This is a genomic window from Streptomyces sp. NPDC030143, assembly GCF_055573695.1.
Window position 1 is genome coordinate 54,382 of the sequence record NZ_JBVIAY010000024.1, and the last position, 26,313, is coordinate 80,694.

A 26,313-nucleotide genomic window follows, 5' to 3' on the forward strand; every position below is an offset into this window, starting at 1 on the left:
TCCTTTGTTCCGTAAGCCGTTGGAGCCTTCGGTGGCGCTCAGCCCTTGACCGCGCCGAGCATCACGCCCGAGACGAAGTAGCGCTGGACGAACGGGTACACGCACAGGATCGGCAGCGAGGTCAGCACGATCGTGACCGCCTGGATGTTCGCCGCGACCTGGCTGCCCTGTTCGGTGGTGGCGCCGGCGTTGGTGGCGCCGGTGGCGCCCGCGATGAGATTGCGCAGGTAGACGGTGACCGGCATCAGATCGGCCCGGTCCATGTAGAGGAAGGCCTGGAACCAGGAGTTCCAGAAGGACACCGAGTAGAAGAGGACCATCGTGGCGATGACCGCCTTGGACAGCGGCAGCACGATCCGCACCAGGATGCCGTAGGTGCTCAGCCCGTCGATCTCGGCGGCCTCCTCCAGTTCGGTGGGCAGGCTCTCGAAGAACGCCTTCATGACCAGCAGGTTGAAGACGCTGATCGCGTTGGGCAGGGCGATCGCCCACACCGAGTTCTTCAGGCCGAGGCTGGTGATCAGCACGTACTGGGGGATGAGACCGCCGGAGAAGAACATGGTGAACACGGCGACGCCGACGAGCGCGCCGCGTCCCTTGAGGTGCTTCTTGGACAGGACGTAGGCGTAACAGGTCGTCAGGACCATGGCGACGGCGGTCGACACGACGGTGTAGAAGACCGTGTTGCCGTAGCCGCGCCAGAACGTGTCGTCCGTGAACACGATCCGGTAGGTGGTGAGGTCGAAGCCCTTGGGCCACAGCGTCACCTCACCGGCGCGGATCTGCCGTTCCCCGCTGAAGGAGCGGGCGATGATGTTGACGAAGGGGTAGAGGGTCACGACGACCACGCCGGTCAGGACGACGCCGTTGACGCCCTGGAAGACGCGGTAGCCGCGCGTCGGCTGGTCGACGGACGTCCGCGGGCGCCGGGCCCGGGAGGACGGGAGGTTCACCACAGGCTCGTCCCCACGGTGCGGCGCGAGAGCAGGTTCGCGGAGGTGATCAGCACCAGCCCGATGACCGCCTCGAACAGTCCGATCGCGGCGGCGTAGCTGAAGCTGTTGGACTCGACGCCGGTGCGGTACAGGTACGTGGAGACCACGTCGGCGGTCGGATACGTCAGCGGGTTGTACAGCAGCAGGATCTTCTCGAAGCCGACCGCCAGGAACGTCCCGATGTTGAGGATCAACAGCGTGATCATGGTGGGGCGGATGCCGGGCAGGGTGACGTGCAGGATCTGCTGCCAGCGGTTGGCGCCGTCGATGCGGGCGGCCTCGTAGAGGTCGTCGTCGATCGTGGTGAGCGCGGCGAGGTAGAGGATCGTGCCCCAGCCGGCGGTCTGCCAGATCTCCGAGCCCACGTAGACCGTGCGGAACCACTCGGGTTCCTGGATGAACCGGACCGGCTCGTGGCCGAACCAGCCCAGGGCGTGGTTGACGGGTCCGTCGGTGGCGAGCATCTGCAGGGTGATGCCGGCGACGATCACGATCGACAGGAAGTGCGGCAGGTACGACACCGACTGCACGAACCGTTTGAGCGCCGTGCGGCGCACCTCGTTGAGCAGCAGCGCCAGCACGATCGGGATCGGGAAGCAGAACACCAGGGTGAGCGCGCCGAGCCACAGGGTGTTGCGGAAGACCTGCCAGAAGGTGGGGTCCGACAGGAACATCTCCACATAGCGCAGGCCCACCCACTGCTCGCCGAGGATCGACCCACCGGGCTCGAAGCGGCGGAAGGCGATCACGTTGCCGATCATCGGCAGGTAGCGGAAGACGAGGAAGAACAGCAGGGGCAGGACGGCCAGCGAGTACAACTGCCAGTCCCGGCGCAGCGCTCGCCGACGGCCGGGCCGTGCGGCGGGCCGCGCCGGGCGGGGTGCCCGCCGCACGGCCCGGGGGTTCTGGGTGCCGGGGGGTGGTGCCGGTGGTGTGGAGGTGCTCATGCTCGGGCCTCCCGTAGGGGACGCGGAACCGAAACTTTCGAGCTCTTACCGGTAACTTCGCGGCAACTTAGAGGCACTCAGAAAGCGCTGTCAATGGGGTGCGCGGGAGACGGCCGAGACGCATGTGCGGCGTTGGACACGCGACGAGTGGGGTAGAACCTCGGAGTCCGCACCCGCCACGCCCGCAAGTTTCCATGTTCCGCCCGACTCCTGCGAGGTGCCCGCCGTGCCCGCGTTCGACCTGCCGCCCACCGAACTGGAGCAGTACCGTCCGGTGCTCGACGAGCCCGTCGACTTCGACGCGTTCTGGCACGACACGCTCGAGGAGGCCGACGCGTTCGACCCCTTGGTCCGCGTGGAGCCCGTGGACACCGGTCTGCGTCTGACGCGGACCTGGGACGTGACCTTCCGCGGCTTCGGCGGCGAGCCGGTGCGCGCCTGGTTCAGCCGACCGGCCGACCCGGACGGCTCCGGCCCCCACGCTCCCGGCCCGGGGGACGGCTCCGGCCCGCACGACCCCGGCCCGGAGAGTCTCCTGCCCGCGGTCGTCGAGTACGCCGGCTACGGTCGCGGCCGGGGTCTCCCCCACGAGCGGCTGACCTGGGTGAACGCCGGGTACGCGCATCTGCTGATGGACAACCGCGGTCAGGGCGACCAGTACGGCAACGGCGGCGCCACCCCCGACCCGCACGCCACCGCGCCCGGCGGCCCCGGCCCGGCCGTCCGCGGACTGCTCGACCCGCGCGAGTACCACTACCGGCGGCTCGTCACGGACGCGGTGCGCGCGGTGACGGCGGTGCGCGCCCTGCCGGGCGTCGACGCCGGCCGGATCGCCGCCGTCGGCAACAGCCAGGGCGGCGGCCTCGCCCTGGCCGTCGCGGGTCTGGTGCCCGACCTGGCCGCGGCCCTGGTCACCGCCCCGCTGCTGTGCGGCGTCCGCCGCGCCCTGGACCTCACCGACGCGGGCCCGTACGGCGAGATCGCCGCCTACCTGTCGGTCCACCGGGGTGCCGAACGGTCGGCGTACCGCACGCTCTCCTACGTGGAGGGCGTCTCCTTCGCCCGCCGCGCCCACGCCCCCGCCCACTTCGGCACCGGCCTGCGCGACACGGTCTGCCCGCCCAGCGGCACGTACGCCGCGTACAACCTGTACGGGTCGGCCCACGGTGCCGCCCCGCCGCCCAGGGAGATCCACGCCTACCCGTACAACGGGCACGAGGGCGGGGAGGCGGAGCAGGTGCGACGTCAACTCCACTGGCTGCGGAGCACCCTGGGGGCCTGAGCGCGGGCGGGCCGGGTCAGCCGTACACGACGTCCCCCGCGCACAGCTCCAGCCGGCTCCCCGTGAACCGCTCCCGCATGCGCCGGTCATGGGTCACCAGGACCACCGCGCCCGGGTATTCCACCAGGGCCGCCTCCAGGTCCTCCACCAGGGCCGGGGAGAGGTGGTTGGTGGGCTCGTCCAGCAGGAGCAGGTCCGCCGGCTCGTCCACCAGCCGGGCCAGTTCGATGCGACGCCGCTGGCCGTACGACAGCTCTCCCACCCGGCGGCGCAGTTCGGCGGGGGTGAACAGACCGAACGACAGCAGTCGGTCGGCGTGCTCGTCCCGGTCGCCGGGCCGGCCGTGGGCGTAGGCGGCCAGGAGCGACAGGTGCGGTGGCCAGGGCGTCTCCTGCTGCCGGAGGCGCCCGACGCGTCCCGGGACGCTCACCGCGCCGCCGTCCGGGCGCAGTTCGCCGGACAGGACGCCCAACAGGGTGCTCTTGCCCGCGCCGTTGGGACCGGTGACGAGCAGGCGTTCGGCCGGGCCGATCCGCAGCCGCGGCAGCCGCAGCCGACCGGTCACCTCCACGCCGTCCAGCGTCGCCGCCGGCGTCTCCCCCGGGTCACCGGCGGTGGCGAGGCGGGCCGTGAACGTCAGCCGCTCCGGCGGCGGGGCCACCGGGTGCGCGGTGAGCCGTTCCACCCGCTCCTTGGCGTTGCGGATGCGGCTCGTCGCGCCGTGCGTCCGGCTCCGCAGCCGGAAGGCGCCGTGGCCGAAACAGGCCTTCGTCATCTTGCGCGGGATGGCGTCCAGACGGACCACGTTGGACTCGGCCAGCCGGCGGCCTCGGTCCAGTTCGGCACGCCACTCCTCGTACTGCTGCTGCCGGCGACGCCGTTCGGCGGCCTTGGCGGCGAGGTGGCCGGCGTAGCCGTTGCCGTAGCGGGCGACCCGGCCGGCCTCGACCTCCAGGATCGTGGTGGTGAGGCGTTCCAGGAAGACCCGGTCGTGGGTGACGGCGACGACCGTGCCGCGGTGGGCCCGCAGGTGTTCCTCCAGCCAGTGGACGGCCCGGTCGTCCAGGTCGTTGGTCGGTTCGTCGAGCAGCAGCAGCTCCGGCCGGGAGGCGAGCGTCGCGGCCAGCGCCAGCCGTGCACGCTCACCGCCGGAGAGCGTGCCGAGCCGGCGGTCGCGGGCGAGTCCGGGCAGCCCGAGTCCGTGCAGCGCGGTCTCGACGCGGATGTCGGCGGCGTAGCCCTCCCGGGCCTCGTACCGCTCGGTCAGCCGCGCGTAGGCGGTCAGCAGTTGGTCCGCTTCGGTGCCCTCGGGCCGGTCGGCGAGCGCGGCCTCGGTGTGCCGCAGCTCCGCCTCCAGCGCCCGCAGCTCCGCCAGCGCCAGGTCGACGGCGTCCTGGACGGTGGCCGACGGGGGCAGGCCGAGGGTCTGGGCGAGGTGGCCGGTGCCGCCGGGCGCGACCACGACCACCTCGCCCGCGTCGGGCCTCTCCAGGCCGGCGAGCAGGCGCAGCAGGGTGGACTTGCCGGCGCCGTTGTCACCGACGACGCCGGCCTTCTCGCCGGGCGCGAGGCTGAGGGAGACCTGGTCGAGCACGGTGCGGTCGTCGTAGCGCTTGGTGACGCCGTGCAGGGAGAGCTGGGAGGAACGGGTGGAACGCGGGGAGGACGTGGTGTGTGGAGCACGCATGGGGAAGCCCCTGTTCTCGGCGGTGCCGATGGGAACGGATGCGACGAGGAAACGGCGCCACGACGGCGGAGCGGTGCTCTACGCGGTCGCGGGCGGGGCTGTCACAGAGTTCCCATGCGGGCCAACGTACGTGACCGGCCGGCCGCGGGGCAACGGATTTCCGGCCGATCACGTACGGGCGTGCGGGACCCGGCGGGCGGGGGAACGTCACCGCCCGCCGGGTCGGGGCCGGGACGGGGCGGGGGAACGCTCACCCGACGCGGCAGGGCAGGCTCGTGGCCGTGTCACCTCCCGATCCGGTGACGACATAGCCGAAGGTCGTGCTGCGGCCCGGGGCCAGCGAGCCGTTCCAGCCGGCGTTGTGGACCATCACCGCCTGGCCGTTGTAGGTCGGGGTGCCGTTCCACAGGCTGTCGACCTTCTGGCCGGCGGGCAGGGTCCAGTCGACCATCCAGCCGAGCATCGGGACGTCGCCGGTGTTGGTGACGGTCACCTCGGACTGGTGGCCGCCGCTCCAGTTGCCGGTCGTCCGGCGGGTGGCCGTGCAGGTGCCGGGGACGGGCTCGCCCGGGTTGCCCGGCTCGTGGATGCCGGTCACCTCGCCGTTGCCGCCGTCGAAGACGACGTCGGAGCACGAGTAGAAGGTCTCCTGGCTGTCGGAGCGCTGCCAGACCATGTAGATGATGTGGCGGCCCGACTTGGCGGACGGGAGCCTGCCGGTCCAGGAGTAGTTGGCCTCGACGGTGCCCGGGCTGCCGTTGAGCCGCGGGTGGTCGACGGAGAGGAAGGGCTGGTCCTCCACGTCGTTCCAGGTCAGGGTCCTGGTCGGGTCGAAGCCGTCCTTGGTGATGTACACGTGGAACCAACCCGGGTGCGCGGCCCAGGCGTTGTAGGAGAAGTCGACCGACGCGCCCGCGGTGAGGTGGGTGAGCGGCCAGTCGTTGCGCGGGGCGTTGAAGCCGGTGAAGTTGGTGTTGCCGCCGCTGCACAGCTGCCCGTCGGGCACGAAGCCGCGGGTGCGGCCGGCGCCGTCGGAGCGCAGCACGGAGAACCAGTTGTAGAAGGGTGTGGTGCCGCTGACCTGCTGGGCGTTCTTGCAGGCCGGGTTGACGGGTTTGATCTCACCGGTGTCGGTCAGCCCGTCCTGCCAGCACAGGAAGGTGCGGCTGCCGGGTTTCATGGGGGTGCCGTGGGCCTCGGCCTCGCCGCCGGCGGTGACGATCAGACCGAGGGCCGGGATCGTGGCCGCGACGGCCAGGAGGACCAGGAGGAGGGCCCTGGTACGTAACTTTGTCATGATCATGACAGGCTTCATGGGCGGAGTCCGTCCTTCCGCGTACGGACCGTGCGGACAGGGGGGTGGAGGCGTGAGGCGGGAGCGCCCCCGGGGCAGGTTCCGGTCCACCCGATGGGAGCGCTCCCACCCCACCTGTGGCGGAAGGTAGCGCCGGACGGCGCACTTGTAAACGCCTTCCGCACGACCTCTCGCCACCGGCGGAGCGCGTAAAACGATCGAAGTATGGATATGGGCTTATACGGCGAACCGCGGGAGTGGTCGGGAGCGCCCGGGATGCCGGGCCTGACGTGCTGGGAGGGCCGGCCATGGGTGGGGAACCCCTGTATCTGGAACCGCGGTTGGGACCGCGGCTGCGCTCGTTGCTCGACTCGCCCGGACTGCTCCACACGCTCACGGAGGCCCTCGGCTCTCCGCTGAACGTGGTCGTCCCCGAGCAGATCGCGGAGAACCTGGAGCGGTTCCGCTCGGTGTACGGCAGACACCGGCTGGCGGGACAGGTCTACTTCGCCCACAAGGCCAACCGGTCGGCGGCCCTGCTGCGTCGGCTGGCCGCCACCGACGCAGGCGTGGACGTCGCGTCGCTCGCCGAGCTGCAGCACGCCCTCGGCGCGGGCTTCCCGCCCGGCCGGATCATGGCCACCGGGCCGAAGAACCCGGAGTTCCTGTGGCTGGCCGCCCGCACCTCTGTGACCGTGGGCGTCGACTCCCCGGGCGAGCTGGAGCAGCTCGCCGCGCTGGTGCGCGAGCACTCCCTGCCGCGGGCCGCGACCCTGCTGCGGCTGTCGGGGTTCGAGGCGCCCGGCGTGCGGGTGCTGAGCAGGCCCAGCCGGTTCGGCACACCCGCGGGCGAGCTGGAGCCGCTGCTGGACGCCGTCGAGCGCCATCGGGACGCGGTCGACCTGGTGGGGCTGGCGTACCACCTGGACACGACGGGCCTGACCGAGAAGGCGACGGCCCTGGAGGGCTGTCTGCGGGCGCTGGAACACTGCCGCGCCCGGGGCTTCGCACCCCGGGCGGTGGACGTCGGCGGTGGCTTCGGCGTCGACTACCTCGCCGACGGCGGCCAGTGGGAGCGGTACACCGGCGCGCTCACCGCCGCCGTCCTCGGCACCCGCCCGCCGCTGACCCGGGGCGGGCACGGCTACGGCCTGCGCAACGAGGCCGGCACCGTGCGCGGGGCGCTCGGGCTCTACCCGGCCCACCGGCCGGTGTCCGGGGCGCGCTATCTCGACGCCCTGCTGGCCCACCCCGCCGCCGCGCTGGGCGGCCGCCCCCTGGCTCAGCTGCTCCTGGAGCACCTGTACGACCTGCACACCGAACCCGGGCGGGCCCTGCTGGACCAGTGCGGGGTGACCCTGGCGAAGGTGCTGGAGGTGCGCTCCCCCGAGGCCGGCGGGGAGCTGCCCGTGCGGCTGGCGGCGAAGGCCGACGACATCGCCCTGGAGGAGCACGGGGTGCTGATGGACCCCGTGCTCCTGCCCCGCGGCCCGGCCGGCTCCGGCGGCGAACCGGTGGCCGTGCACCTCTTCGGCAGCCGGTGTCTGGAGACCGACCTGGTCACCCGGCGGACGGTCTTCCTGCCCCGCCGCCCCGAGCCGGGCGACCTGCTGGCCTTCGCCAACACCGCCGGCTACTGCATGGACTTCCACGCCACCCGCGCCCAGCGCCAGCCGGTCGCCCGCAAGGTCGCCGCCTGGCAGGAAGGAGGCTCATGGCGCTGGTGCCTTGACGATCAGTACTGGCCGACCGCATCCATGGGGGAAGCGAAGTGAGGTACGACAGCATCACCGAGGCCATCGGCAACACGCCGCTGGTACGCATCGACCCGGCCGTGCACGGGCTGCGCCACATCGACCTGTACGCCAAGCTGGAGCTGCTCAACCCCTTCGGATCCGTCAAGGACCGGGCCGCCTGGAACATGGCCCGCCCGCACCTGGCGTCGGCCGTCGCGCAGGGCAGTCAGGTCGTCGAGCTCTCCAGCGGCAACACCGCCAAGGCGCTGGCCGTCCTGGCGGGCATGCACGGCCTGACCTTCAAGAGCGTCACCAACCGGATGCGGGTGCCGGAGATCAAGGACCTGCTGCTGTTGCTCGGCGCGGAGATCGAGGAGTTGCCCGGGCAGAGCGAGTGCCTGGATCCGACGGCCACCGCCGACCCGCTGACCCTCTTCCACCAGGCGCTCTCCGGCCCGGGCGGCGAGGCCTACCTGCACACCGACCAGTACTTCAACCCGCGCAACACCGAGGCCCATCTCACCGGCACCGGGCCGGAGATCGTCAAGGACCTGGGCGGGCGGGCCCCGGACTGGTTCGTCGCCTGCGTCGGCACCGCCGGCTCCTCCACCGGCGTCGCCCGCGTGCTGCGCGAGAACGACCCGGCCGTACGAGTGGTCGGCCTGGTCGCGGCCAAGTCGGACTTCGTCCCGGGCATCCGCACCCTCGACGAGGCGCACGAGGTGGGCCTCTTCGACCCCGGCACCTACGACACCATCGAGCCGGTCACCTCCGACGAGGCGATCGAGGGCATGCTGACGCTGAACCGCCGCTGCGGCATCCTGGCCGGCCCGACGGGCGGCGCCGCCTACTTCGGCGCCGTGCGCCGGCTGAGGGGTGTGGACGAGGAGCTGACGGAGCGCCAGTCCGCCGTGTTCATCGTCTGCGACCGCGTGGAGAGCTATCTGAGCTACGTACGGCAGCGGCGCCCGGACCTGTTCGGCCGCCCCCGCCGGCAGAACGCGCCGGCCGACCTCACCGAGGCCGAGGTCCGCACGGCGCCGGCCGTCGACGTCGCCGGGGCGCGGGAGTGGATCGCCACGGGCCGGCCGCTCGTGGTCGACCTGCGCAGCTCCTTCGCCTACGCGGCGCTGCACATCGACGGGTCGGTGAACATCGCCGACGAGCTGTTCGAGGAACTCGTCCGCGGCGGCCTGCCCTTCAGCCGCAGCCGCCCGGTGCTGCTGGTCTGTCCGGTCGGTGAGAAGTCCGCCCGCTACGCAGCGCTGCTGACCCGCATGGGGCATCCGGACGTCCGCAGCCTCACCGGCGGTGTCATCGCGTGGCGCGACGCCGGCGCCCCGCTGGTCAGGGACTGACGGCCATGACCCTGCCTCAGGACCGCATTCGACCGACCGACCCGGTCGACGATCTGACCAAGTGGCAGCGGGCGCTGCGCGCGCAGTTCCCGATCATCACGGCGCACCCGGACCTCGCCTACCTGGACAGCGCGGCCACCGCGCAGAAGCCGCAGGCCGTCCTCGACGCCGTCCACGCCTACCTCACCACCACCAACGCCAACGCGGGGCGCGGCACCTACCCCTGGGCCAACCGGACCACGGCCCTGGTGGAGGAGACCCGAGAGCGGATCGGGCGGTTCCTGGACGATCCGGCGCCGGAGCGGTCGGCCGTGCACTTCACCAGCGGCGCCACCGAGGGCCTGCGCACCGTCGCCCGCGACTGGCTCCCGCTGTTCCTCGCCGACGGCGACGAGATCGTCGTCCCCGTCGCCGACCACCAGGCCAACATCACGCCCTGGCTCCAGGCGCGGGAGCTGCTGGACCGTCAGGGCGTGCGGGTCCGGGTGCGGCCGATGCCGTACCAGCGGGGCTCCGGCGACTACGACCACACGGTGCTGGCCGAACAGGCCGGTCCGCGCACGAGGTTCGTCGCCGTCACCCATGTCCACCACGTCTACGGCGGTGACATGAACGTCCACCGGATCCGGGAGGCGGTCGGCCCCGACGCGGTGATCTGTCTCGACGCCGCGCAGAGCGTCGGGCACCTGCCGGTGTCCGTGGCCGCGGCGGACGTCGACTTCGTCGTCTTCTCCGGGCACAAGGCCATGGCGCTGCCCGGCACCGGCGCGGTCTGGGCGCGTCAGTCGCGCGGTCCGGCGTTCGCCCCCGAGGGCTGGGCGGGCACCCCCAACACCGTCGGCATCGTCTCCCTCGCCGCCGCGCTGGACTGGCTGGAGGCGGCCGGCACCGAGCGGATCGAGCGGTGGACGGTGGCCCTGGCGGCCCGGCTGACCGAGGGGCTGCGCCACTTGGCCCCGTTCCAGGTGCTGGGCTGCGGGGCGAGCCTGGCCGCGGACTCGGCCGTGCAGCGGCGCCGGGGCATCGTCAGCTTCCGGCACCGCGACATCCCCTCGGGCGACCTCGGGTTCATCCTCTACAGCCACGGCTTCATGGTCCGCTCCGACCAGCACTGCCAGGGCGACGCCGGGGAGCGGACGGGATCGGTGCGAGTGAGTCTGCACGTGCACAACACCCCTGAGGAGATCGACCGCCTGCTCGCCGTCCTCGCCACGTTCGGGTGACGGCGGGCACCGACGAAAAGCGGAATGGGAACCGTTTCCACCTGTAGGGTCGGGAGGGACGGAACAGCGGGTGCGAGACGGCAAGGTGGCACGACCGGATGGGGCTGAGCCTGGCGACGGCGGAGCGATGGGTGGAGCGCTGGGAACGCCAGCAGGAGCGGTACGCCGTGGACCGCGAGGAGCGTTTCACCGTCATCGCCGACGCCGTGGAGCACGCCGTCGCCGGTCGCGCGGAGCGGCCTGTCCTCGTCGACCTCGGCTGCGGCCCCGGTTCGCTGGCGGCCCGGCTCGCCCGGCGGCTGCCGTCCGCGGACATCGTGGCCGTGGACCGGGATCCGCTGCTGCTGGAGCTGGGCCGCACCCATCACGCCGACGCCGCACGTTATGTCGCCGCGGAGATCGGCGGGCCGGGCTGGACCCGGGCGCTGGGCCTGGACCGCCCGCTGGACGCGGCGGTGTCGACGACCGCGCTGCACTACCTCGGCCCCGACGCGCTGAGCCGCACCTACCGTGAGCTCGCCGCGCTCCTGCGGCCCGGCGGCGTCCTGGTCAACGGCGACCATTTCCCGCAGGACTCCCCCGCACTGGGCGCGATCGCCGCCCACATCGGCCGCCGCCGGGCCGCGCGGCAGCGGGTCCACGCCCACGAGGACTGGTCGGCCTGGTGGGCGGCCGTCGAGCGGGACCCCGAACTGGCGGACCTCCTCACCGAACGCCGGGCCCTGCCGCCGGCCACCGGCACCACCACCGCCCCCGTCCCCCTCGGCACCCACCTCCGCCTGCTGCGCCGGGCGGGGTTCGCCCAGGCGGGCGTGGTCTGGCAGTACGGCGACAGCCATGTGCTGGTCGCGATCCGCTGAGAAGGTCCTTGCACTGTGAGCGCCTGATCAGGCCGCGTGGTTTGGTGCCGTGCATCGCCGGGCGCCGGAGAGTCCTCGTAGCGGAGCTATCAGGGCTTTCCGGCAACGCGGCGAGGTGCGGCACCAGGCCGCGCGGACCAGGCGGGCACAGTGCAAGGACCCCTGAGATCCGAACAGAAGGGGAGGCCGGCCGGCTCGCGGCCTCCGGTGCGTGCTCTCGGCGTGCCGGACGGAAAGCGTTCGTACGGGATGCACTCGGGCTTTCGGCCGGTGCGACCTTAGGGCCCTTCCGGGCGCCGTGGGTGCTGTGCGGGACCTTCGCTACACCCCCGGGTGTGTCGATCACGAGCGTTGTCGACACCGGCCGGGCCTGATCACTGCGAGGGCCGCACCCCCGTCCCCGGGGATGCGGCCCTCGACCGCCCTGCCGTACCGCCCGATCGCCTACTTGCGGATCAGGCTGCGCAGCACGTACTGCATGATGCCGCCGTTGCGGTAGTAGTCGGCCTCACCGGGGGTGTCGATGCGGACGACCGCGTCGAACTCGACACCGGTGTCGGTGGTGACCTTGACCGTGCGCGGCGTGCGGCCCTCGTTCAGCTCGGTGACGCCGGAGATGGAGAAGGTCTCCTCGCCGGTCAGGCCGAGGGACGAGGCGGTGGCGCCCTCCGGGAACTGCAGCGGCAGCACGCCCATGCCGATGAGGTTGGAGCGGTGGATGCGCTCGTAGGACTCGGCGACGACGGCCTTGACGCCGAGGAGCGCGGTGCCCTTGGCGGCCCAGTCGCGGGACGAGCCGGAGCCGTACTCCTTGCCGGCCAGGACGACCAGCGGGATGCCCTGCTCGATGTAGTTGCGGGAGGCGTCGTAGATGAACGACACCGGGCCGCCGTCCTGGGTGAAGTCGCGGGTGTAGCCGCCCTCGGTGCCCGGCGCGATCTGGTTGCGCAGGCGGATGTTGGCGAACGTGCCGCGGATCATGACCTCGTGGTTGCCTCGGCGCGAGCCGTAGGAGTTGAAGTCACGACGCTCCACACCGTGCTCGGTGAGGTACTTGCCGGCCGGGGTGTCGGCCTTGATGGCACCGGCCGGGGAGATGTGGTCGGTGGTCACCGAGTCGCCGAGCTTGGCCAGCACGCGGGCGCCGGTGATGTCGGTGACCGGGGTGGTCTCCATCGTCATGCCCTCGAAGTACGGGGGCTTGCGGACGTAGGTCGACTCGGCGTCCCACTCGAAGGTGTTGCCGGTCGGGATCGGCAGCGCCTGCCACTGGGCGTCGCCCGCGAAGACGTCCTGGTAGGACTTGTTGAACATGTCCTCGCCGATGGCGTTCGCCACGACGTCGTTGACCTCGGCCTCGGAGGGCCAGATGTCCTTGAGGAAGACCGGGTTGCCGTCCTGGTCGGTGCCCAGGGCGTCCTTGGTGATGTCCACCTTCATGGAGCCCGCGAGGGCGTACGCGACGACCAGCGGCGGGGAGGCCAGGTAGTTCATCTTGACGTCGGGGTTGATACGGCCCTCGAAGTTCCGGTTGCCGGAGAGGACCGAGGTGACCGCGAGGTCGTGGTCGTTGACGGCCCTGGAGACCTCCTCCGGCAGCGGGCCGGAGTTGCCGATGCAGGTGGTGCAGCCGTAGCCGACGAGGTTGAAGCCGACCTTGTCGAGGTACGGGGTCAGGCCCGCCTTGTCGAAGTAGTCGGTGACGACCTTCGAACCCGGGGCGAGGGTGGTCTTGACCCACGGCTTGCGGGTCAGGCCCTTCTCCACGGCCTTCTTCGCGACGAGCGCGGCGGCGACCATGACGTACGGGTTGGAGGTGTTGGTGCAGGAGGTGATCGCCGCGACGGTGACGGCGCCGTGGTCGATCTCGTAGGTCGAACCGTCGGGGGCGGTGACGGCGACCGGGTTGGAGGGCGCGCCGTTCGGGGCGACGGCCGGGGCGTCCGAGGCCGGGAAGGACTCCTGGCCCGCCTCGTCCACGGAGTCGACGTAGTTGCGCACGTCGACCTTGAACTGCTCGGCGGCGTCGGCGAGGACGATGCGGTCCTGCGGACGCTTCGGGCCGGCGATGGAGGGGACGACCGTGGACAGGTCCAGCTCGAGCTTCTCGGAGAAGTCCGGCTCGGCCTTCGGGTCCAGCCAGAGGCCCTGCTCCTTGGCGTACGCCTCGACGAGCGCGACCTGCTGCTCGTCGCGGCCGGTCAGGCGCAGGTACTTCAGGGTCTCGTCGTCGATCGGGAAGATCGCGGCGGTGGAGCCGAACTCCGGCGACATGTTGCCGATGGTGGCGCGGTTGGCGAGGGAGGTGGCGGCGACGCCCTCGCCGTAGAACTCGACGAACTTGCCGACCACGCCGTGCTTGCGCAGCATCTCGGTGATCGTGAGCACCAGGTCGGTGGCGGTGGTGCCGGCGGGCAGCTCGCCGGTGAGCTTGAAGCCGACGACGCGCGGGATCAGCATGGAGACCGGCTGGCCGAGCATCGCGGCCTCGGCCTCGATGCCGCCGACGCCCCAGCCGAGGACGCCGAGGCCGTTGACCATGGTGGTGTGCGAGTCGGTGCCGACGAGGGTGTCGGGGTAGGCCTGGCCGTTGCGGACCATGACGGTGCGGGCCAGGTGCTCGATGTTCACCTGGTGGACGATGCCGGTGCCCGGCGGGACGACCTTGAAGTCGTCGAAGGCGGTCTGGCCCCAGCGCAGGAACTGGTAGCGCTCCTTGTTGCGGCCGTACTCCAGCTCGACGTTCTGCGCGAAGGCCTCGTTCGTGCCGAACTTGTCGGCGATGACGGAGTGGTCGATGACCAGCTCGGCCGGGGAGAGCGGGTTGACCTTCGCCGGGTCGCCGCCGAGCTCCTTGACGGCCTCGCGCATGGTGGCGAGGTCGACGACGCAGGGGACGCCGGTGAAGTCCTGCATGATCACGCGGGCCGGCGTGAACTGGATCTCCTGGGCGGGCTGGGCCTGGGAGTCCCAGGTGCCGAGGGCGCGGATGTGGTCGGCGGTGATGTTCGCGCCGTCCTCCGTGCGGAGCAGGTTCTCCAGCAGGACCTTGAGGCTGTACGGCAGCCGGGCCGAGCCCTCCACCTTGTCCAGCCGGAAGATCTCGTACGACTCGTCGCCCACCTGCAGCGTGCTGCGGGCGTCGAAGCTGTTCGCCGACACGACAGTCTCCTTCATTGATGTGCGCGTACCACCGCATCCTGCCGCCACGCGAGCTTGGCCGATCCGCTAAGGTAAGGCTAAGTTAGGTCACCCTTACTGGAGGGGCGGCTGCGGTGCGCCTCGGCAGATATCTCGATGTCGAGATAACTCTAGTACATGGGGGCTGCCAGGTCATGCCTTGGGGCGGCCGAGCCGGGGTAGACGAGAGCGGACGAGGCGTCCCCGAAGCACCGACCGACCCAAGAAGGAGGCACGATGCCCCTCACCTTCCGCAAGAGCTTCCGGATCCTGCCCGGCGTACGGTTGAACATCAACCGCAAGTCGTGGTCCATCACCACCGGCGGTGCGCACGGTCCGCGCCACACCCACAGCAGCACCGGACGCCGTACGACGTCGATGGACCTGCCCGGTCCCTTCGGGTGGCGTCGCACCCGTTCCGCCAAACGGCGCTGACGAGACGTCAGGGTGTCACCCGAACAGACCCCCCGAGAGGCGCCATCTCATATCTGAGATAACCTCAGCCTCATGGCAGACGACTACCTCGTACGCATCGGCAAGCTCATCCGTGACGCCCGGCAGCACCGGGGCTGGACACAGGCGCAACTGGCCGAGGCGCTCGGAACCAGCCAGAGCGCGGTCAACCGCATCGAGCGGGGCAACCAGAACATCAGCCTTGAGATGATCGCTCGCATCGGGGAAGCCCTGGACAGCGAGATCGTCTCCCTGGGCTACGCGGGACCGATGCATCTGCGGGTGGTGGGCGGACGGCGGCTGTCCGGTGCCATCGACGTCAAGACGAGCAAGAACGCCTGTGTGGCCCTGCTGTGCGCCTCGCTGCTCAACCGCGGGCGCACGGTGCTGCGGCGGGTGGCGCGCATCGAGGAGGTGTACCGCCTCCTGGAGGTGCTGAACTCCATCGGCGTCCGCACGCGCTGGATCAACGACGGCGTCGACCTGGAGATCGTGCCGCCGGCCGAGCTGGACATGGCGTCGATCGACGCCGAGGCCGCCGTCCGCACCCGCTCGATCATCATGTTCTTCGGTCCGCTGCTGCACCGCATGGACCACTTCAAGCTGCCCTACGCGGGCGGCTGCGACCTGGGCACGCGCACCATCGAACCGCACATGATCGCGCTGCGCCGGTTCGGGCTGGACATCGCGGCGACGGAGGGGCAGTACCACGCGCTGGTCGACCGCTCCGTCCGCCCGGACCGCCCGATCGTGCTGACCGAGCGCGGGGACACCGTCACCGAGAACGCGCTGCTGGCCGCCGCCCGCCACGACGGCGTCACCGTCATCCGCAATGCCTCCTCCAACTACATGGTCCAGGACCTGTGCTTCTTCCTGGAGGCGCTGGGCGTCGAGGTGGAGGGCATCGGCACCACCACGCTCACCGTGCACGGCGTGCCGGACATCGACGTCGACGTCGACTACTCGCCCTCCGAGGACCCGGTCGAGGCGATGAGCCTGCTGGCCGCCGCCGTGGTGACGGAGTCGGAGCTGACGGTGCGCCGGGTGCCGATCGAGTTCCTGGAGATCGAGCTGGCCGTTCTGGAGGAGATGGGCCTCGACCACGACCGCACCCCCGAGTACGTCGCCGACAACGGCCGCACCCGGCTGGTGGACCTCACCGTCCGGCCCTCCAAGCTGGAGGCGCCGATCGACAAGATCCACCCGATGCCGTTCCCCGGCCTGAACATCGACAACGTGCCGTTCTTCGCGGCCATCGCCGCCGTCGCCTCCGGCAAGACCCTCATCCACGACTGGGTCTACGACAACCGCGCGATCTACCTGACCGACCTCAACCGCCTCGGCGGCCGCCTCCAGCTCCTGGACCCGCACCGCGTCCTGGTGGAGGGCCCGACCCGCTGGCGCGCCGCCGAGATGATGTGCCCGCCGGCCCTGCGCCCCGCGGTCGTCGTCCTCCTGGCGATGATGGCCGCGGAGGGGACGTCCGTCCTGCGCAACGTGTACGTCATCAACCGCGGCTACGAGGAACTGGCGGAGCGCCTCAACTCGGTGGGGGCGCAGATCGAGACGTTCCGGGACATCTGAGCACCGGAACGCCGCCGCACCCGCCCGGACCGCCGGGGCGGGTCCGGGTGGGGCGGCGGCGCGAGGGCGCGCACGCGGCGGGTCCGGGTGGGCGGCACCCGGCTCTCGGGTGGTGAGGCGGCGCCCGGCCCTCGAGCGGGCCCGGCGCCCAGGGCTCCGAGCGGGCCGGTGCCCGGGTCCGGGCCCGGGTGGGGCCGGTGCCCGGGCCCGGGTGGGGCCGGTGCTCGGGTCCGGGTGGGGCTTGTGCTCGGGTCCGGGTGGGGCTTGTGCTCGGGGTCCGGTGGGGCCGGTGGCGCCGGCTCCCCGACCGCTCAGCTCTCCGACGGGGTCAGCACCACGAAGTCCGCCCTGAAGGGGTCGAGGCATACCGCCAGTCGGCCCACTCCCTCGGCGTCCTCCGGGCCCATCTGCACGCTGCCGCCGTTCCCGCTGACCTCCCCGACCGCGGAGTCGCAGTCGGGGACGGCGAAGACCGGGTGCCAGTACGGGCGTCCGCCGGCCAGGGTCAGGTCCTGCTCGCCGAGTTCCATGAGGCCGCCCTGCATGCGCTCCTCGGGTAGCCCCGCGGGGGTGATGACGGTGTACGTGCCTCCGCCGCCCGGCATCTCCATGTCGCCGAACTGCCAGCCGAAGACACTGCCGTAGAACTCCTTGGCGGCCGCGGCGTCAGTCGTGTACAGCTCGGTCCAGGAGAGCGAGCCCGGCTCGTCCGCCAGCTCGAAGCCCTGGTCCCGGCCCGGCTGCCAGACGGCGAACTGTCCCCCGAGCGGGTCGCTGTACTGGGCCATCCGGCCCCAGTCGCCGAGGTCCCGGGGCGCCACGCGGACCGTGCCGCCCGCGCTCTCGACGTCCCGGGTGGTGGCGTCCGCGTCGGTGACGGTGAAGTAGATCATCCAGGCCGGGCGGGCGCCCTCCTCGGTGAGCTTGCCGAGTCCCGCGACGACCTTGCCGTCCTTGCGGAACATCCCGCCCTCCATGTCCTCCCCCTCCCCCATGGACTCGTACTCCCAGCCGAGCACCGCCCCGTAGAAGGCCGCCGCGGCGCTGACGTCGGGGGCACCGAGGTCGAGCCAGCAGGGGGAACCGGGGGCGAGGTCAGTGGTGATCATGGTGCATCCCTTTCGCAGACTCCTCCGGGAACCCAGCGTGACACCGGGCACTGACACTCGCCCGTCGGCCGCCCGGCCGCTCAGCCGGCGACCAGCGTGATCTCCTGCGCCCGCTTGGCGTGGAAGCGGGGCAGCGGGAGGCCGCCCTGGGGGGCGAGCTCCATCACCGTGGCCTCGACGGTGGCCGCGCCGGGCTTGAAGGTGTTCGGGGTGGGCCTGCCGGTGTTCGCCCAGGTGTGGACGGCGCCGTCGCAGACGGCACGGCTGCCGCCGATGCCGTGCCACGCGGCCGAGGACCCCTGGCCGACGGAGCTGCTGACGAAGGTCGCGCCCGTGCCGCCCAGGCAGCTGTAGGTGCCGGTCAGGGTGATCGTGCCGTCCGCGGCGATGACCGCGGTCGGGTCGACGGTCAGGGTCTCGGCGGCGTCGGTGGCGGCGGTCGCCGTCGTGGGGACGGCGAGCAGGAGCAGCGCGGCGCCGGCGGCTGCGGTCAGGGCGGAGCGGATCGACATGTGAGCCTCCTGTTGTGGGGGCTTCCACTGGTACCGGGCGTTCGTGCTCCCAGCCGTGACCGTCACTCCTTCGGTGGCGAGTCCGCGCCGACCGTCGGGGAACGGTCCGTGCCCCGTCGCAGTGCTGTCACGGTCCCCGCCGTCCCCTGGCGGGGGCTCCGCGGCGCGCGCATGGTCGGTACAGGGCCGACCGGCCCCACCGACGTGGAGGTGCGCCATGTGTTCCCACCAGTGCCCGAGCGCTTCTGCCGAGACCCCGCACGTCGTCGTCGCCCACCCGGAGCAGGGCTGGAGTCTGCTGTGCGACGGCACGATCGTCTTCGACGACTCCGGCGAGCTGCTGCCGGACGGGCGGGTCGTGGCCCCGCACCGGGTGACCGCGGAGCGACGGCTGGCCGTCGCCGCCTGAACCGCGGGCCCGGACCCGGTCACGGGCCCAGCACCGCGCATCCGTCCAGTTCGACGAGGGCCGCCTCGTCCCACAGGCGCACGATCCCGACGACCGCCATCGCCGGATAGTCCCGCCCCGCCGCCGCGCGCCAGATGCGGCCGACTTCGGCGGCGCACGCCCGGTAGGCCGCGACGTCCGTGACGTAGACCGTGACACGGGCCAGGTCCGCGGGGGTGCCGCCCGCCGCCGCGAGGGCGGTCAGCAGATTGGTCAGGGCCCGGGCGAACTGCTCGGGCAGGGTCTCCCCGACGACCTTGCCGTCGGTGTCGAGCGCGGTCTGGCCGGCCAGGAACACCACCCGCGAGCCGGTGGCGACCACCGCGTGCGAGAAGCCGGCGGGCGGGGACAGCTCGGGCGGGTTCACCCGCTCGACGCTCATCGCGCGCCCTCCCGCCGCGCGTACAACTCCTTGGCGATGATGCCGCGTTGGACCTCGCTCGCACCCTCGTAGATCCTCGGTGCCCGTACCTCGCGGTAGAGGTGCTCGAGCAGGTGGCCCCGGCGCAGCGCCCGGGCGCCGTGGAGTTGGACGGCCGTGTCGACTACGTACTGGGCGGTCTCGGTGGCGAGGAGCTTCGCCATCGCGGCGCGCCGGGGCACGTCCGGGTCGCCCTCGTCGTACGCCGTGGCGGCCGCGTAGACCATCAGGCGGGCCGCCTCGGTGCGCAGGGACATCTCCGCGACCTGGTGGGCGACCGTCTGCAGGTCCCTCAGCTTCCCCCCGAAGGCGTCGCGTCGGGCGGTGTGGGCGACGGTGGCGTCCAGGGCCGCCTGGGCCATGCCGACCGCGAAGGCGCCGACGCTGGGGCGGAACAGGTTGAGGGTGTCCATGGCGACCCGGAAGCCACGGTCGGGCTCGCCGAGCACGTCGTCGGCGGTGACCGGGACGGCGTCGAGGCGGAGGGCTCCGACGGGGTGCGGGGAGAGCAGGTCGAGGGCACCGCCGGTGAGGCCGGGGCGGTCGGCGGGGAGCAGGAAGGCGGTCACGCCCCGGGATCCGGCGTCCGGGAGGGTGCGGGCGAACAGGGTGTAGAAGTCGGCCTCGGGGGCGTTGGAGATCCAGCACTTCTCGCCGGTCAGCCGCCAGCCGTCCGGGCCGTCGGGTTCGGCGGTCAGGGTGAGGGCGGCGGCGTCCGAGCCGGCGCCCGGTTCGCTGAGCGCGAAGGCCGCGACGGCCGTGCCGTCCGCGACGCGCGGCAGCCAGCGCTCCCGTTGGGCCGCGGTGCCGTGCGCGTGGACCGGGTGGGCGCCCAGCCCCTGGAGGGCGAGGGCGGTCTCCGCCTCGGTGCAGACCTGGGCGAGGGTCTCCCGCATCAGGCAGAGGTCGAGGGCGCCGGAGGTGAACAGGCGGGACAGCAGCCCGAGTCGGCCCAGTTCGGCGACGAGCGGGCGGTTGACGCGGCCCGGTTCGCCCTGCTCGGCGAGCGGGCGCAGCCGTTCGTCGGCCAGTTCGCGCAGTCGGGCGCACCAGGCGGTCCGGTCCGGTTCGAGTGAGAATGCGGGCATCGCCGGTCCTCTCTCCCCGTGGCCCCTGTGACCACTCCCCGACGGTATCGCGCACAGTTGACTGTCGTCACCAACACGATACGCTCGGTGCGCGAGCCCACCACGACGCCCGCCACGGCGCCCCGAGGCGCCCACCGCGGCAGAGGCGCCCACTCCGGCTAGGGGGCGAACCGCCATGATCGTCTCGGCCCACGTCGACACCTTCGCGCGCGACCACCTCCCGCCGCCCGGCCAGTGGCCCGAGCTCCGGTTCGACCTGCCGGAGCTGGGCTACCCCGAACGGCTGAACTGCGCCGCCGAACTCCTCACCGGCGGCGCCGCCGACGGGCCCGTCTTCCGCACCCCCGCCGGCCCCCCGTGGACCTACGGCGAACTGCGCGCCCGCGTCGACCGGCTCGCGCATCTGCTCACCGGCGACCTCGGGATCGTCCCCGGCAACCGGGTACTGCTGCGCGGGCCGACCACGCCGTGGCTGGCCGCTTGCTGGCTGGCGGTGCTCAAGGCGGGCGCGATCGCGGTGACGGTGCTGGCCCAGCAGCGTCCGCACGAGCTGCGCACGATGTGCGAGATCGCCCGGGTGCGCCACGCCCTGTGCGACGTCCGGGCCGTCGACGACCTCGTCAAGGCCGAGGTCCCCGGCCTGCGTGTCACCGCGTACGGCGGTGACACGCCCGACGACCTGCTGTGCCGGCCGGCACCCGGGGGGCCGTACCGGGCCGTGGACACCGCCGCCGACGACGTGGCGCTGATCGCGTTCACCTCCGGCACCACCGGGCGTCCCAAGGGGTGTGTGCACTTCCACCGGGACGTGCTGGCGGTCGCCGACACCTTCTCCCGGCACGTGCTGCGCCCGCGCGCGGACGACCTGTTCGCCGGCAGTCCCCCGCTCGGGTTCACCTTCGGCCTGGGCGGACTGCTCGTCTTCCCGATGAGGGCCGGCGCCTGTGCGCTGCTGCTCGAACAGGCCGGCCCCCGGCAGCTCCTCGCGGCGGTCGCCGATCACCGGGTGTCCGTGCTGTTCACGGCGCCCACCGCCTACCGCGCGATGCTCGACGACCTCGACGGGCACGACGTGTCCTCGCTGCGGCGCTGTGTCTCCGCCGGAGAGAACCTGCCCGCGGCCACCTGGCGGGCCTGGCGCGAGCGGACCGGGCTGCGGCTGATCAACGGCATCGGCGCCACCGAACTGCTGCACATCTTCGTCTCCGCGGCCGACGGGCACATCCGGCCCGGCACAACGGGTGTGCCCGTCCCCGGCTGGCAGGCGCGCGTGCAGGACGCGCACGGCGAGCCCGTGCCCGACGGGCAGCCCGGTCTGCTCGCCGTACGCGGACCGGTCGGCTGCCGCTACCTCGCCGACCCGCGGCAACGCGAGTACGTGCGGGACGGGTGGAACGTCACCGGCGACACGTACGTGCGCGAGGCCGACGGCTACTTCCGGTACGTCGCCCGCGCCGACGACATGATCGTCTCCGCCGGGTACAACATCGCGGGTCCGGAGGTCGAGGAGGCGCTGCTGCGCCATCCGGACGTGCTGGAGACGGCGGTGGTGGGGCGGCCCGACGAGGCGCGGGGGCAGGTGGTCGTGGCGTACGCCGTCCTGCGGGCGGGGGCGCGCCGGGACGCGGAGGCGCTGCGGGCCTTCGTCAAGGCGGAGCTGGCGCCGTACAAGTGTCCGCGGGAGATCGTCTTCCTGGACGCGCTGCCGCGCACGGCGACCGGCAAGCTCCAGCGGTTCCGGTTGCGGGCCGGAGGGAACACGGACGAGGACACCGAAGGTGACCAGCAGTGATGCCGACGACCTAAAATGATCAACGTGTCCGACCAGCCCGCACCTCGGTCCCTCATCGTCACGCTCTACGGCGCGTACGGCCGCTTCGCGCCGGGGCCGGTACCCGTCGCCGAACTGATCCGGCTGCTCGCCGCGGTCGGGGTCGACGCGCCGTCCGTGCGCTCGTCGGTGTCCCGGCTGAAACGACGCGGACTGCTGCTGCCCGCCCGTACCGCACAGGGCGCGGCCGGCTACGAACTCTCCACCGAGGCACGGCAGTTGCTCGACGACGGTGACCGGCGGATCTACGCCGCCGCGCCGCCCGGGGACGAGGGCTGGGTGCTGGCGGTGTTCTCCGTGCCGGAGTCGGAGCGGCAGAAGCGGCACGTCCTGCGCTCCCGCCTGGCCGGACTGGGATTCGGCACGGCCGCGCCCGGCGTGTGGATCGCCCCCGCCCGGCTGTACGAGGAGACACGGCACACCCTGGAGCGGCTGCGCCTGGACTCCTACGTCGACTTCTTCCGGGGCGAGCACCTCGGTTTCGCGCCCACCGTTCAGGCGGTCGCCCGCTGGTGGGACCTGGCGGCCGTCGCCAAGCAGCACGAGGCGTTCCTCGACCGTCACGCGCCGGTGCTGCGTGCCTGGGAGCGGCGCGAGGACACCCCGCCGGAGGACGCCTACCGCGACTACCTCCTCGCCCTGGACACCTGGCGCCACCTCCCCTACGCCGACCCCGGCCTCCCCGCCCACCTGCTGCCGGAGGACTGGCCCGGAGCCCGCTCGGCGAGGGTGTTCCAGGGGCTGCACGAACGTCTGAGGGACGCGGGGGCTCGGTTCGCGGGGGTGTCGCCGGCGGACTCCGCCGGGTGACCCGGCGCCACCCGGACGCCCGGCCGACGGGGCCGCGGCCGTCGGCGAGCGGTCAGCCGCGGGTCACAAACGCCGGGAACGGTCGGCCGCGGGTCACGGACGCCGGGAGCGGTCGGCCGCGGGGCGTGCCCGGGCAGACGCGCCGCCCTCAACTGCGCAACGTCAGGCGCGGCTTGGGCTGGTCCGCGCGGCCCGTTCGCGGGGGGCGGCTGCCGGCCCGGTAGGGGGGTGGCCAGGTGGTGGCGGCGCCCGTGTACGACTGTTCGGCGGCGGCGTGGAGGGTCCAGTGGGGGTCGTAGAGGTGCGGGCGGGCCAGGGCGCAGAGGTCGGCGCGGCCCGCCAGGAGCAGGGAGTTGACGTCGTCCCAGGAGGAGATCGCGCCGACCGCGACGACGGGGACGCCCACCGCGTTGCGGATGCGGTCGGCGAAGGGGGTCTGGTAGGAGCGGCCGAAGGCGGGCGCCTCGTCGGCGACGACCTGCCCGGTCGACACGTCGATGGCGTCGGCGCCGTGCGCGGCGAACGCGCGGGCGATCTCGACCGCGTCCTCGGCCGTCGTGCCGCCCTCGGCCCAGTCGGTGGCGGAGATGCGGACGGTCATCGGCCGTTCCTCGGGCCACACGGCCCGCACGGCGTCGAAGACCTCCAGCGGGAAGCGCAGCCTCCGGGCGAGACAGCCGCCGTAGGCGTCGGTGCGGCGGTTGGTGAGCGGGGAGAGGAAGCCGGAGAGCAGGTAGCCGTGCGCGCAGTGCAGTTCGAGCAGGTCGAAGCCGGCCCGGGCGGCCCGGGCGGCGGCGGAGGCGAACTGCTCGCGCAGGTCGGTGAGTCGGGCGCGGGTCAGCTCACGGGGTGTCTGGCTGCCGGACCTGTAGGGCAGGGCCGACGCGGCGACGAGCGGCCAGTTGCCGTCCGGCAGCGGCTCGTCCATGCCCTCCCACATCAGCCGCGTCGACCCCTTGCGTCCGGAGTGGCCGAGCTGCACGCCGATCGCCGTGCCCGGTGCCCGCGTGTGCACGAAGTCGGTGATCCGCCGCCACGCCTCGGCCTGTCTGCCGGTGTAGAGGCCGGTGCAGCCGGGGGTGATCCGGCCCTGCTCGCTGACGCACACCATCTCGGTCATCACCAGCCCCGCCCCGCCCAGTGCCCGGGCGCCCAGGTGCACGAGGTGGAAGTCGCCGGGCAGTCCGTCGACGGCCGAGTACATGTCCATCGGGGAGACGACGACCCGGTTGCGCAGGGTCAGACCGCGCAGCCGGAACGGGGTGAACATCGGCGGTGTTCCCGGGGGGCAGCCGAACTCCCGCTCCACGGCCCGGGTGAACCGCGCGTCGCGCAGCCGCAGGTTGTCGTGCGTGACCCGGCGGCTGCGGGTCAGCAGGTTGAACGCGAACCGGCGGGACGGCTGCTCGACGTACAGGGCGAGGTCCTCGAACCACTCCAGGCTGGCGCCTGCGGCCCGCTGGGTGGAGGCGACCACCGGGCGCCGCTCCTTCTCGTAGGCGGCCAACGCCCCTTCCAGTGAGGGCTGTTCCTCCAGGCAGGCGGCCAGTGCGAGGGCGTCCTCGACGGCGAGCTTGGTGCCGGAGCCGATGGAGAAGTGGGCGGTGTGGGCGGCGTCGCCCAGCAGCACGACGTTGCCGTGCGACCAGCGCTCGGTGACGACCGTGCGGAAGGTGGTCCACGCCGACGCGTTGGACCGCAGCGGCCGGCCGCCGAGCGCGTCGGCGAAGATCTTGGCGCAGCGCTCCACCGACTCCCGCTCGTCCCGTTCGTCGAAGCCGGCGGCGCGCCAGACCTCCTCGCGCATCTCCACGATGACGGTGGAGGCGTCGGCGGCGTACGGGTAGCCGTGCAGTTGCATCACGCCGTGCTCGGTCTCGGCGGTCTCGAAGCGGAAGGCGTCGAAGGCGAAGTCGGCGGCGAGCCAGATGTAACGGCACCGGTGGGCCGTCACCCGGGGCCGGAAGACGTCGGCGTGTGCCTCGCGGGTGAGGCTGTGCACTCCGTCGGCGGCGACGACCAGGTCGTACTGCTGCGCGAGCCGCGCGGCGGGGGGTGCGGGGGTGCGGAAGCGGAGCTCGACGCCGAGGGAGCGGCAGCGCGCGTGGAGGATCTCCAGCAGCCTGTGCCGGCCGAGGGCGGCGAAGCCGTGGCCCGAGGTGGTGTGGCGGATGCCGCGGTGCACGATGTCGATGTCGTCCCAGCGGACGAAGTCGTGCCGGAGGGCGGCGTGGACGACCGGGTCTGCGTGCTCGATGCCGCCGAGGGTCTCGTCGGAGAGGACGACGCCGAAGCCGAAGGTGTCGTCGGGGGCGTTGCGCTCCCAGAGGGTGATCTCCCGGTCGGGGTCGAGGCGTTTCAGCAGGGCCGCGGTGTAGAGGCCGCCGGGGCCGCCGCCGATGACCGCGACGCGTCGGGGGTGGCCCGCCGTGCCGCGCGCGTGCGCCTGCGCGGTCGGGGTGGGCGCGCTCCCCCGAGTCCCTCGGGTGGCCACGGTCACCGTCCCCGCCAGGTGGGGGTCCGCTTCTCCCGGAAGGCCGCGTGGAACTCGGCGTAGTCCTCGCCGTTCATGAGCAGGGCCTGGGTGGCGGCGTCCAGTTCGACGGCGGCGCCGAGCGGCATGTCCAGCTCCGCCGTGAGCAGCGCCTTGGTCTGGGCGTACGCCAGGGCCGGGCCGTCGGCGAGGCGGCGGGCCAGGCGTCGGGCGGCCGCGTCGGCGCCGCCGTCCTCGGCGAGCTCGCTGATCAGGCCGATCCGTTCGGCCTCGGGGGCGCGCACCGGCTCGCCGAGCATGAGCAGACGGGTGGCGTGGCCGAGCCCGACGACGCGGGGCAGCAGGTAGGCGGCGCCCATGTCGCCGCCGGAGAGGCCGACGCGGGTGAAGAGGAACGCGAAGCGGGCGGTGGGGTCGGCGACCCGGAAGTCCGCCGCCAGGGCCAGGACGGCGCCCGCCCCGGCGGCCACCCCGTGCACGGCCGCGACCACCGGGAAGGGACACTCCCGGATCGCGCGCACGACCTGCCCGGTCATCCGGTTGAAGTCGAGGAGCTGGGCGGTGTCCAGGTCCAGGGTCGCGCCGATGATCTCCTCGACGTCGCCGCCGGAGCAGAAGCCGCGGCCCTCCCCGGCGAGCACCAGGGCGCGCACGGTCCGTTCCCGGGACAGTTCGGCGAGCAGGTCGCGCAGGTCGGCGTAGGCGCCGAAGGTGAGCGCGTTGAGCTTCTCGGGGCGGGCCAGGGTGACGGCGGCGACGCCGTCGGCGACGGTGACGCGCAGGTGGTGCCAGTCGGAGGTGCGGGCGGCGGAGCCGGTGAAGGGACTCATGAGGGCGGCCTCCTCGACGAGCGGTCACCTCGAAGCTATCACCTGTTTCTGACTGTCGTCATGAGTACGCGATAGAGGGGCGGGGTATGCCACGGACGTGTCACTGGGTGACGGGTCCGCGTCACACGGGTCACCGGACGTCGATAACGCGGTAACAGCGGGAGCAGAGGA

At 72.6% G+C, this 26,313-nt stretch carries 21 protein-coding genes; 10 read left to right on the forward strand and 11 right to left on the reverse strand.

The window, feature by feature from the left end:
- Positions 1–38: 38 nt before the first annotated feature.
- Positions 39–953, reverse strand: coding sequence for a carbohydrate ABC transporter permease (locus ACZ4YY_RS31045; RefSeq protein ID WP_468297903.1), 915 nt, complete (start codon positions 951–953; stop codon positions 39–41).
- Positions 950–1,942 carry an ABC transporter permease gene (locus tag ACZ4YY_RS31050; RefSeq protein ID WP_468297905.1) on the reverse strand — a complete coding sequence of 331 codons (993 nt, stop codon included), beginning with the start codon at positions 1,940–1,942 and terminating at the stop codon, positions 950–952. The genes ACZ4YY_RS31045 and ACZ4YY_RS31050 overlap by 4 nt, the downstream gene beginning before the upstream one ends.
- Before the next feature lie 226 nt (positions 1,943–2,168).
- Between ACZ4YY_RS31050 and ACZ4YY_RS31055 the strand changes: the two genes are divergently transcribed.
- A complete protein-coding gene (locus ACZ4YY_RS31055; protein WP_468297908.1) occupies positions 2,169–3,224 on the forward strand; it encodes an acetylxylan esterase in 1,056 nt (351 codons plus the stop codon).
- A 16-nt stretch (positions 3,225–3,240) separates the two neighbouring features.
- Here the strand turns inward: ACZ4YY_RS31055 and ACZ4YY_RS31060 are convergent, their stop codons facing one another.
- Positions 3,241–4,911: a TlrC/CarA/OleB/SrmB family ABC-F type ribosomal protection protein gene (locus ACZ4YY_RS31060; protein ID WP_468297911.1), complete on the reverse strand. Its 1,671-nt coding sequence runs from the start codon at positions 4,909–4,911 to the stop codon at positions 3,241–3,243.
- 250 nt (positions 4,912–5,161) lie between these two features.
- Entirely contained in the window at positions 5,162–6,214 is a 1,053-nt protein-coding gene (locus tag ACZ4YY_RS31065; protein ID WP_468297914.1) for a lytic polysaccharide monooxygenase, read from the reverse strand.
- 299 nt (positions 6,215–6,513) lie between these two features.
- Between ACZ4YY_RS31065 and ACZ4YY_RS31070 the strand changes: the two genes are divergently transcribed.
- The 4 genes from ACZ4YY_RS31070 to ACZ4YY_RS31085 all read left to right on the forward strand — a co-directional run bounded on the left by ACZ4YY_RS31070 (position 6,514) and on the right by ACZ4YY_RS31085 (position 11,382).
- Complete coding sequence (locus tag ACZ4YY_RS31070; protein WP_468297917.1) at positions 6,514–7,980, forward strand: alanine racemase; 1,467 nt, start codon at positions 6,514–6,516, stop codon at positions 7,978–7,980.
- Entirely contained in the window at positions 7,977–9,299 is a 1,323-nt protein-coding gene (locus ACZ4YY_RS31075) for a pyridoxal-phosphate dependent enzyme (protein WP_468297919.1), read from the forward strand. The genes ACZ4YY_RS31070 and ACZ4YY_RS31075 overlap by 4 nt, the downstream gene beginning before the upstream one ends.
- Before the next feature lie 5 nt (positions 9,300–9,304).
- Positions 9,305–10,522 (forward strand): aminotransferase class V-fold PLP-dependent enzyme, encoded by a 1,218-nt coding sequence (locus tag ACZ4YY_RS31080; RefSeq protein ID WP_468297922.1) that lies wholly within the window; start codon positions 9,305–9,307, stop codon positions 10,520–10,522.
- A 98-nt stretch (positions 10,523–10,620) separates the two neighbouring features.
- Complete coding sequence (locus ACZ4YY_RS31085) at positions 10,621–11,382, forward strand: class I SAM-dependent methyltransferase (RefSeq protein WP_468297925.1); 762 nt, start codon at positions 10,621–10,623, stop codon at positions 11,380–11,382.
- A 444-nt stretch (positions 11,383–11,826) separates the two neighbouring features.
- Here the strand turns inward: ACZ4YY_RS31085 and acnA are convergent, their stop codons facing one another.
- Entirely contained in the window at positions 11,827–14,544 is a 2,718-nt protein-coding gene (gene acnA, locus ACZ4YY_RS31090) for an aconitate hydratase AcnA (RefSeq protein WP_468297928.1), read from the reverse strand.
- Positions 14,545–14,799: 255 nt separating this feature from the next.
- Here acnA and ACZ4YY_RS31095 point away from each other — a divergent pair, with 255 nt between their 5' ends.
- Both ACZ4YY_RS31095 and ACZ4YY_RS31100 read left to right on the forward strand, forming a co-directional pair.
- Complete coding sequence (locus ACZ4YY_RS31095) at positions 14,800–14,997, forward strand: DUF4236 domain-containing protein (protein WP_468297931.1); 198 nt, start codon at positions 14,800–14,802, stop codon at positions 14,995–14,997.
- A 72-nt stretch (positions 14,998–15,069) separates the two neighbouring features.
- Positions 15,070–16,599: a helix-turn-helix domain-containing protein gene (locus ACZ4YY_RS31100; RefSeq protein ID WP_468297934.1), complete on the forward strand. Its 1,530-nt coding sequence runs from the start codon at positions 15,070–15,072 to the stop codon at positions 16,597–16,599.
- A 311-nt stretch (positions 16,600–16,910) separates the two neighbouring features.
- Here ACZ4YY_RS31100 and ACZ4YY_RS31105 read toward each other — a convergent pair whose 3' ends face one another.
- Positions 16,911–17,708, reverse strand: a complete 798-nt coding sequence (locus ACZ4YY_RS31105) for a VOC family protein (RefSeq protein WP_468297937.1) — start codon at positions 17,706–17,708, stop codon at positions 16,911–16,913.
- An 80-nt stretch (positions 17,709–17,788) separates the two neighbouring features.
- On the reverse strand, positions 17,789–18,220 hold the full coding sequence (locus ACZ4YY_RS31110; protein ID WP_468297940.1) for a DUF6299 family protein: 432 nt from the start codon (positions 18,218–18,220) through the stop codon (positions 17,789–17,791).
- 217 nt (positions 18,221–18,437) lie between these two features.
- Here ACZ4YY_RS31110 and ACZ4YY_RS31115 point away from each other — a divergent pair, with 217 nt between their 5' ends.
- Positions 18,438–18,629, forward strand: a complete 192-nt coding sequence (locus ACZ4YY_RS31115; protein WP_468297943.1) for a DUF5999 family protein — start codon at positions 18,438–18,440, stop codon at positions 18,627–18,629.
- Between the two features lie 19 nt (positions 18,630–18,648).
- Here the strand turns inward: ACZ4YY_RS31115 and ACZ4YY_RS31120 are convergent, their stop codons facing one another.
- Positions 18,649–19,050: a RidA family protein gene (locus ACZ4YY_RS31120; RefSeq protein ID WP_468297946.1), complete on the reverse strand. Its 402-nt coding sequence runs from the start codon at positions 19,048–19,050 to the stop codon at positions 18,649–18,651.
- Positions 19,047–20,177, reverse strand: a complete 1,131-nt coding sequence (locus ACZ4YY_RS31125) for an acyl-CoA dehydrogenase family protein (protein ID WP_468297949.1) — start codon at positions 20,175–20,177, stop codon at positions 19,047–19,049. Before ACZ4YY_RS31125 ends, ACZ4YY_RS31120 begins: the two co-directional genes overlap by 4 nt.
- A gap of 61 nt (positions 20,178–20,238) precedes the next feature.
- Between ACZ4YY_RS31125 and ACZ4YY_RS31130 the strand changes: the two genes are divergently transcribed.
- Positions 20,239–21,969: an AMP-binding protein gene (locus tag ACZ4YY_RS31130; RefSeq protein WP_468298006.1), complete on the forward strand. Its 1,731-nt coding sequence runs from the start codon at positions 20,239–20,241 to the stop codon at positions 21,967–21,969.
- A gap of 15 nt (positions 21,970–21,984) precedes the next feature.
- On the forward strand, positions 21,985–22,818 hold the full coding sequence (locus ACZ4YY_RS31135; protein WP_468297952.1) for a PaaX family transcriptional regulator: 834 nt from the start codon (positions 21,985–21,987) through the stop codon (positions 22,816–22,818).
- A gap of 148 nt (positions 22,819–22,966) precedes the next feature.
- Here the strand turns inward: ACZ4YY_RS31135 and ACZ4YY_RS31140 are convergent, their stop codons facing one another.
- Both ACZ4YY_RS31140 and ACZ4YY_RS31145 read right to left on the reverse strand, forming a co-directional pair.
- Positions 22,967–25,318, reverse strand: a complete 2,352-nt coding sequence (locus ACZ4YY_RS31140; RefSeq protein ID WP_468297955.1) for a bifunctional salicylyl-CoA 5-hydroxylase/oxidoreductase — start codon at positions 25,316–25,318, stop codon at positions 22,967–22,969.
- Entirely contained in the window at positions 25,315–26,142 is an 828-nt protein-coding gene (locus ACZ4YY_RS31145) for an enoyl-CoA hydratase family protein (protein WP_468297958.1), read from the reverse strand. The genes ACZ4YY_RS31140 and ACZ4YY_RS31145 overlap by 4 nt, the downstream gene beginning before the upstream one ends.
- Between the last annotated feature and the right edge of the window lie 171 nt (positions 26,143–26,313).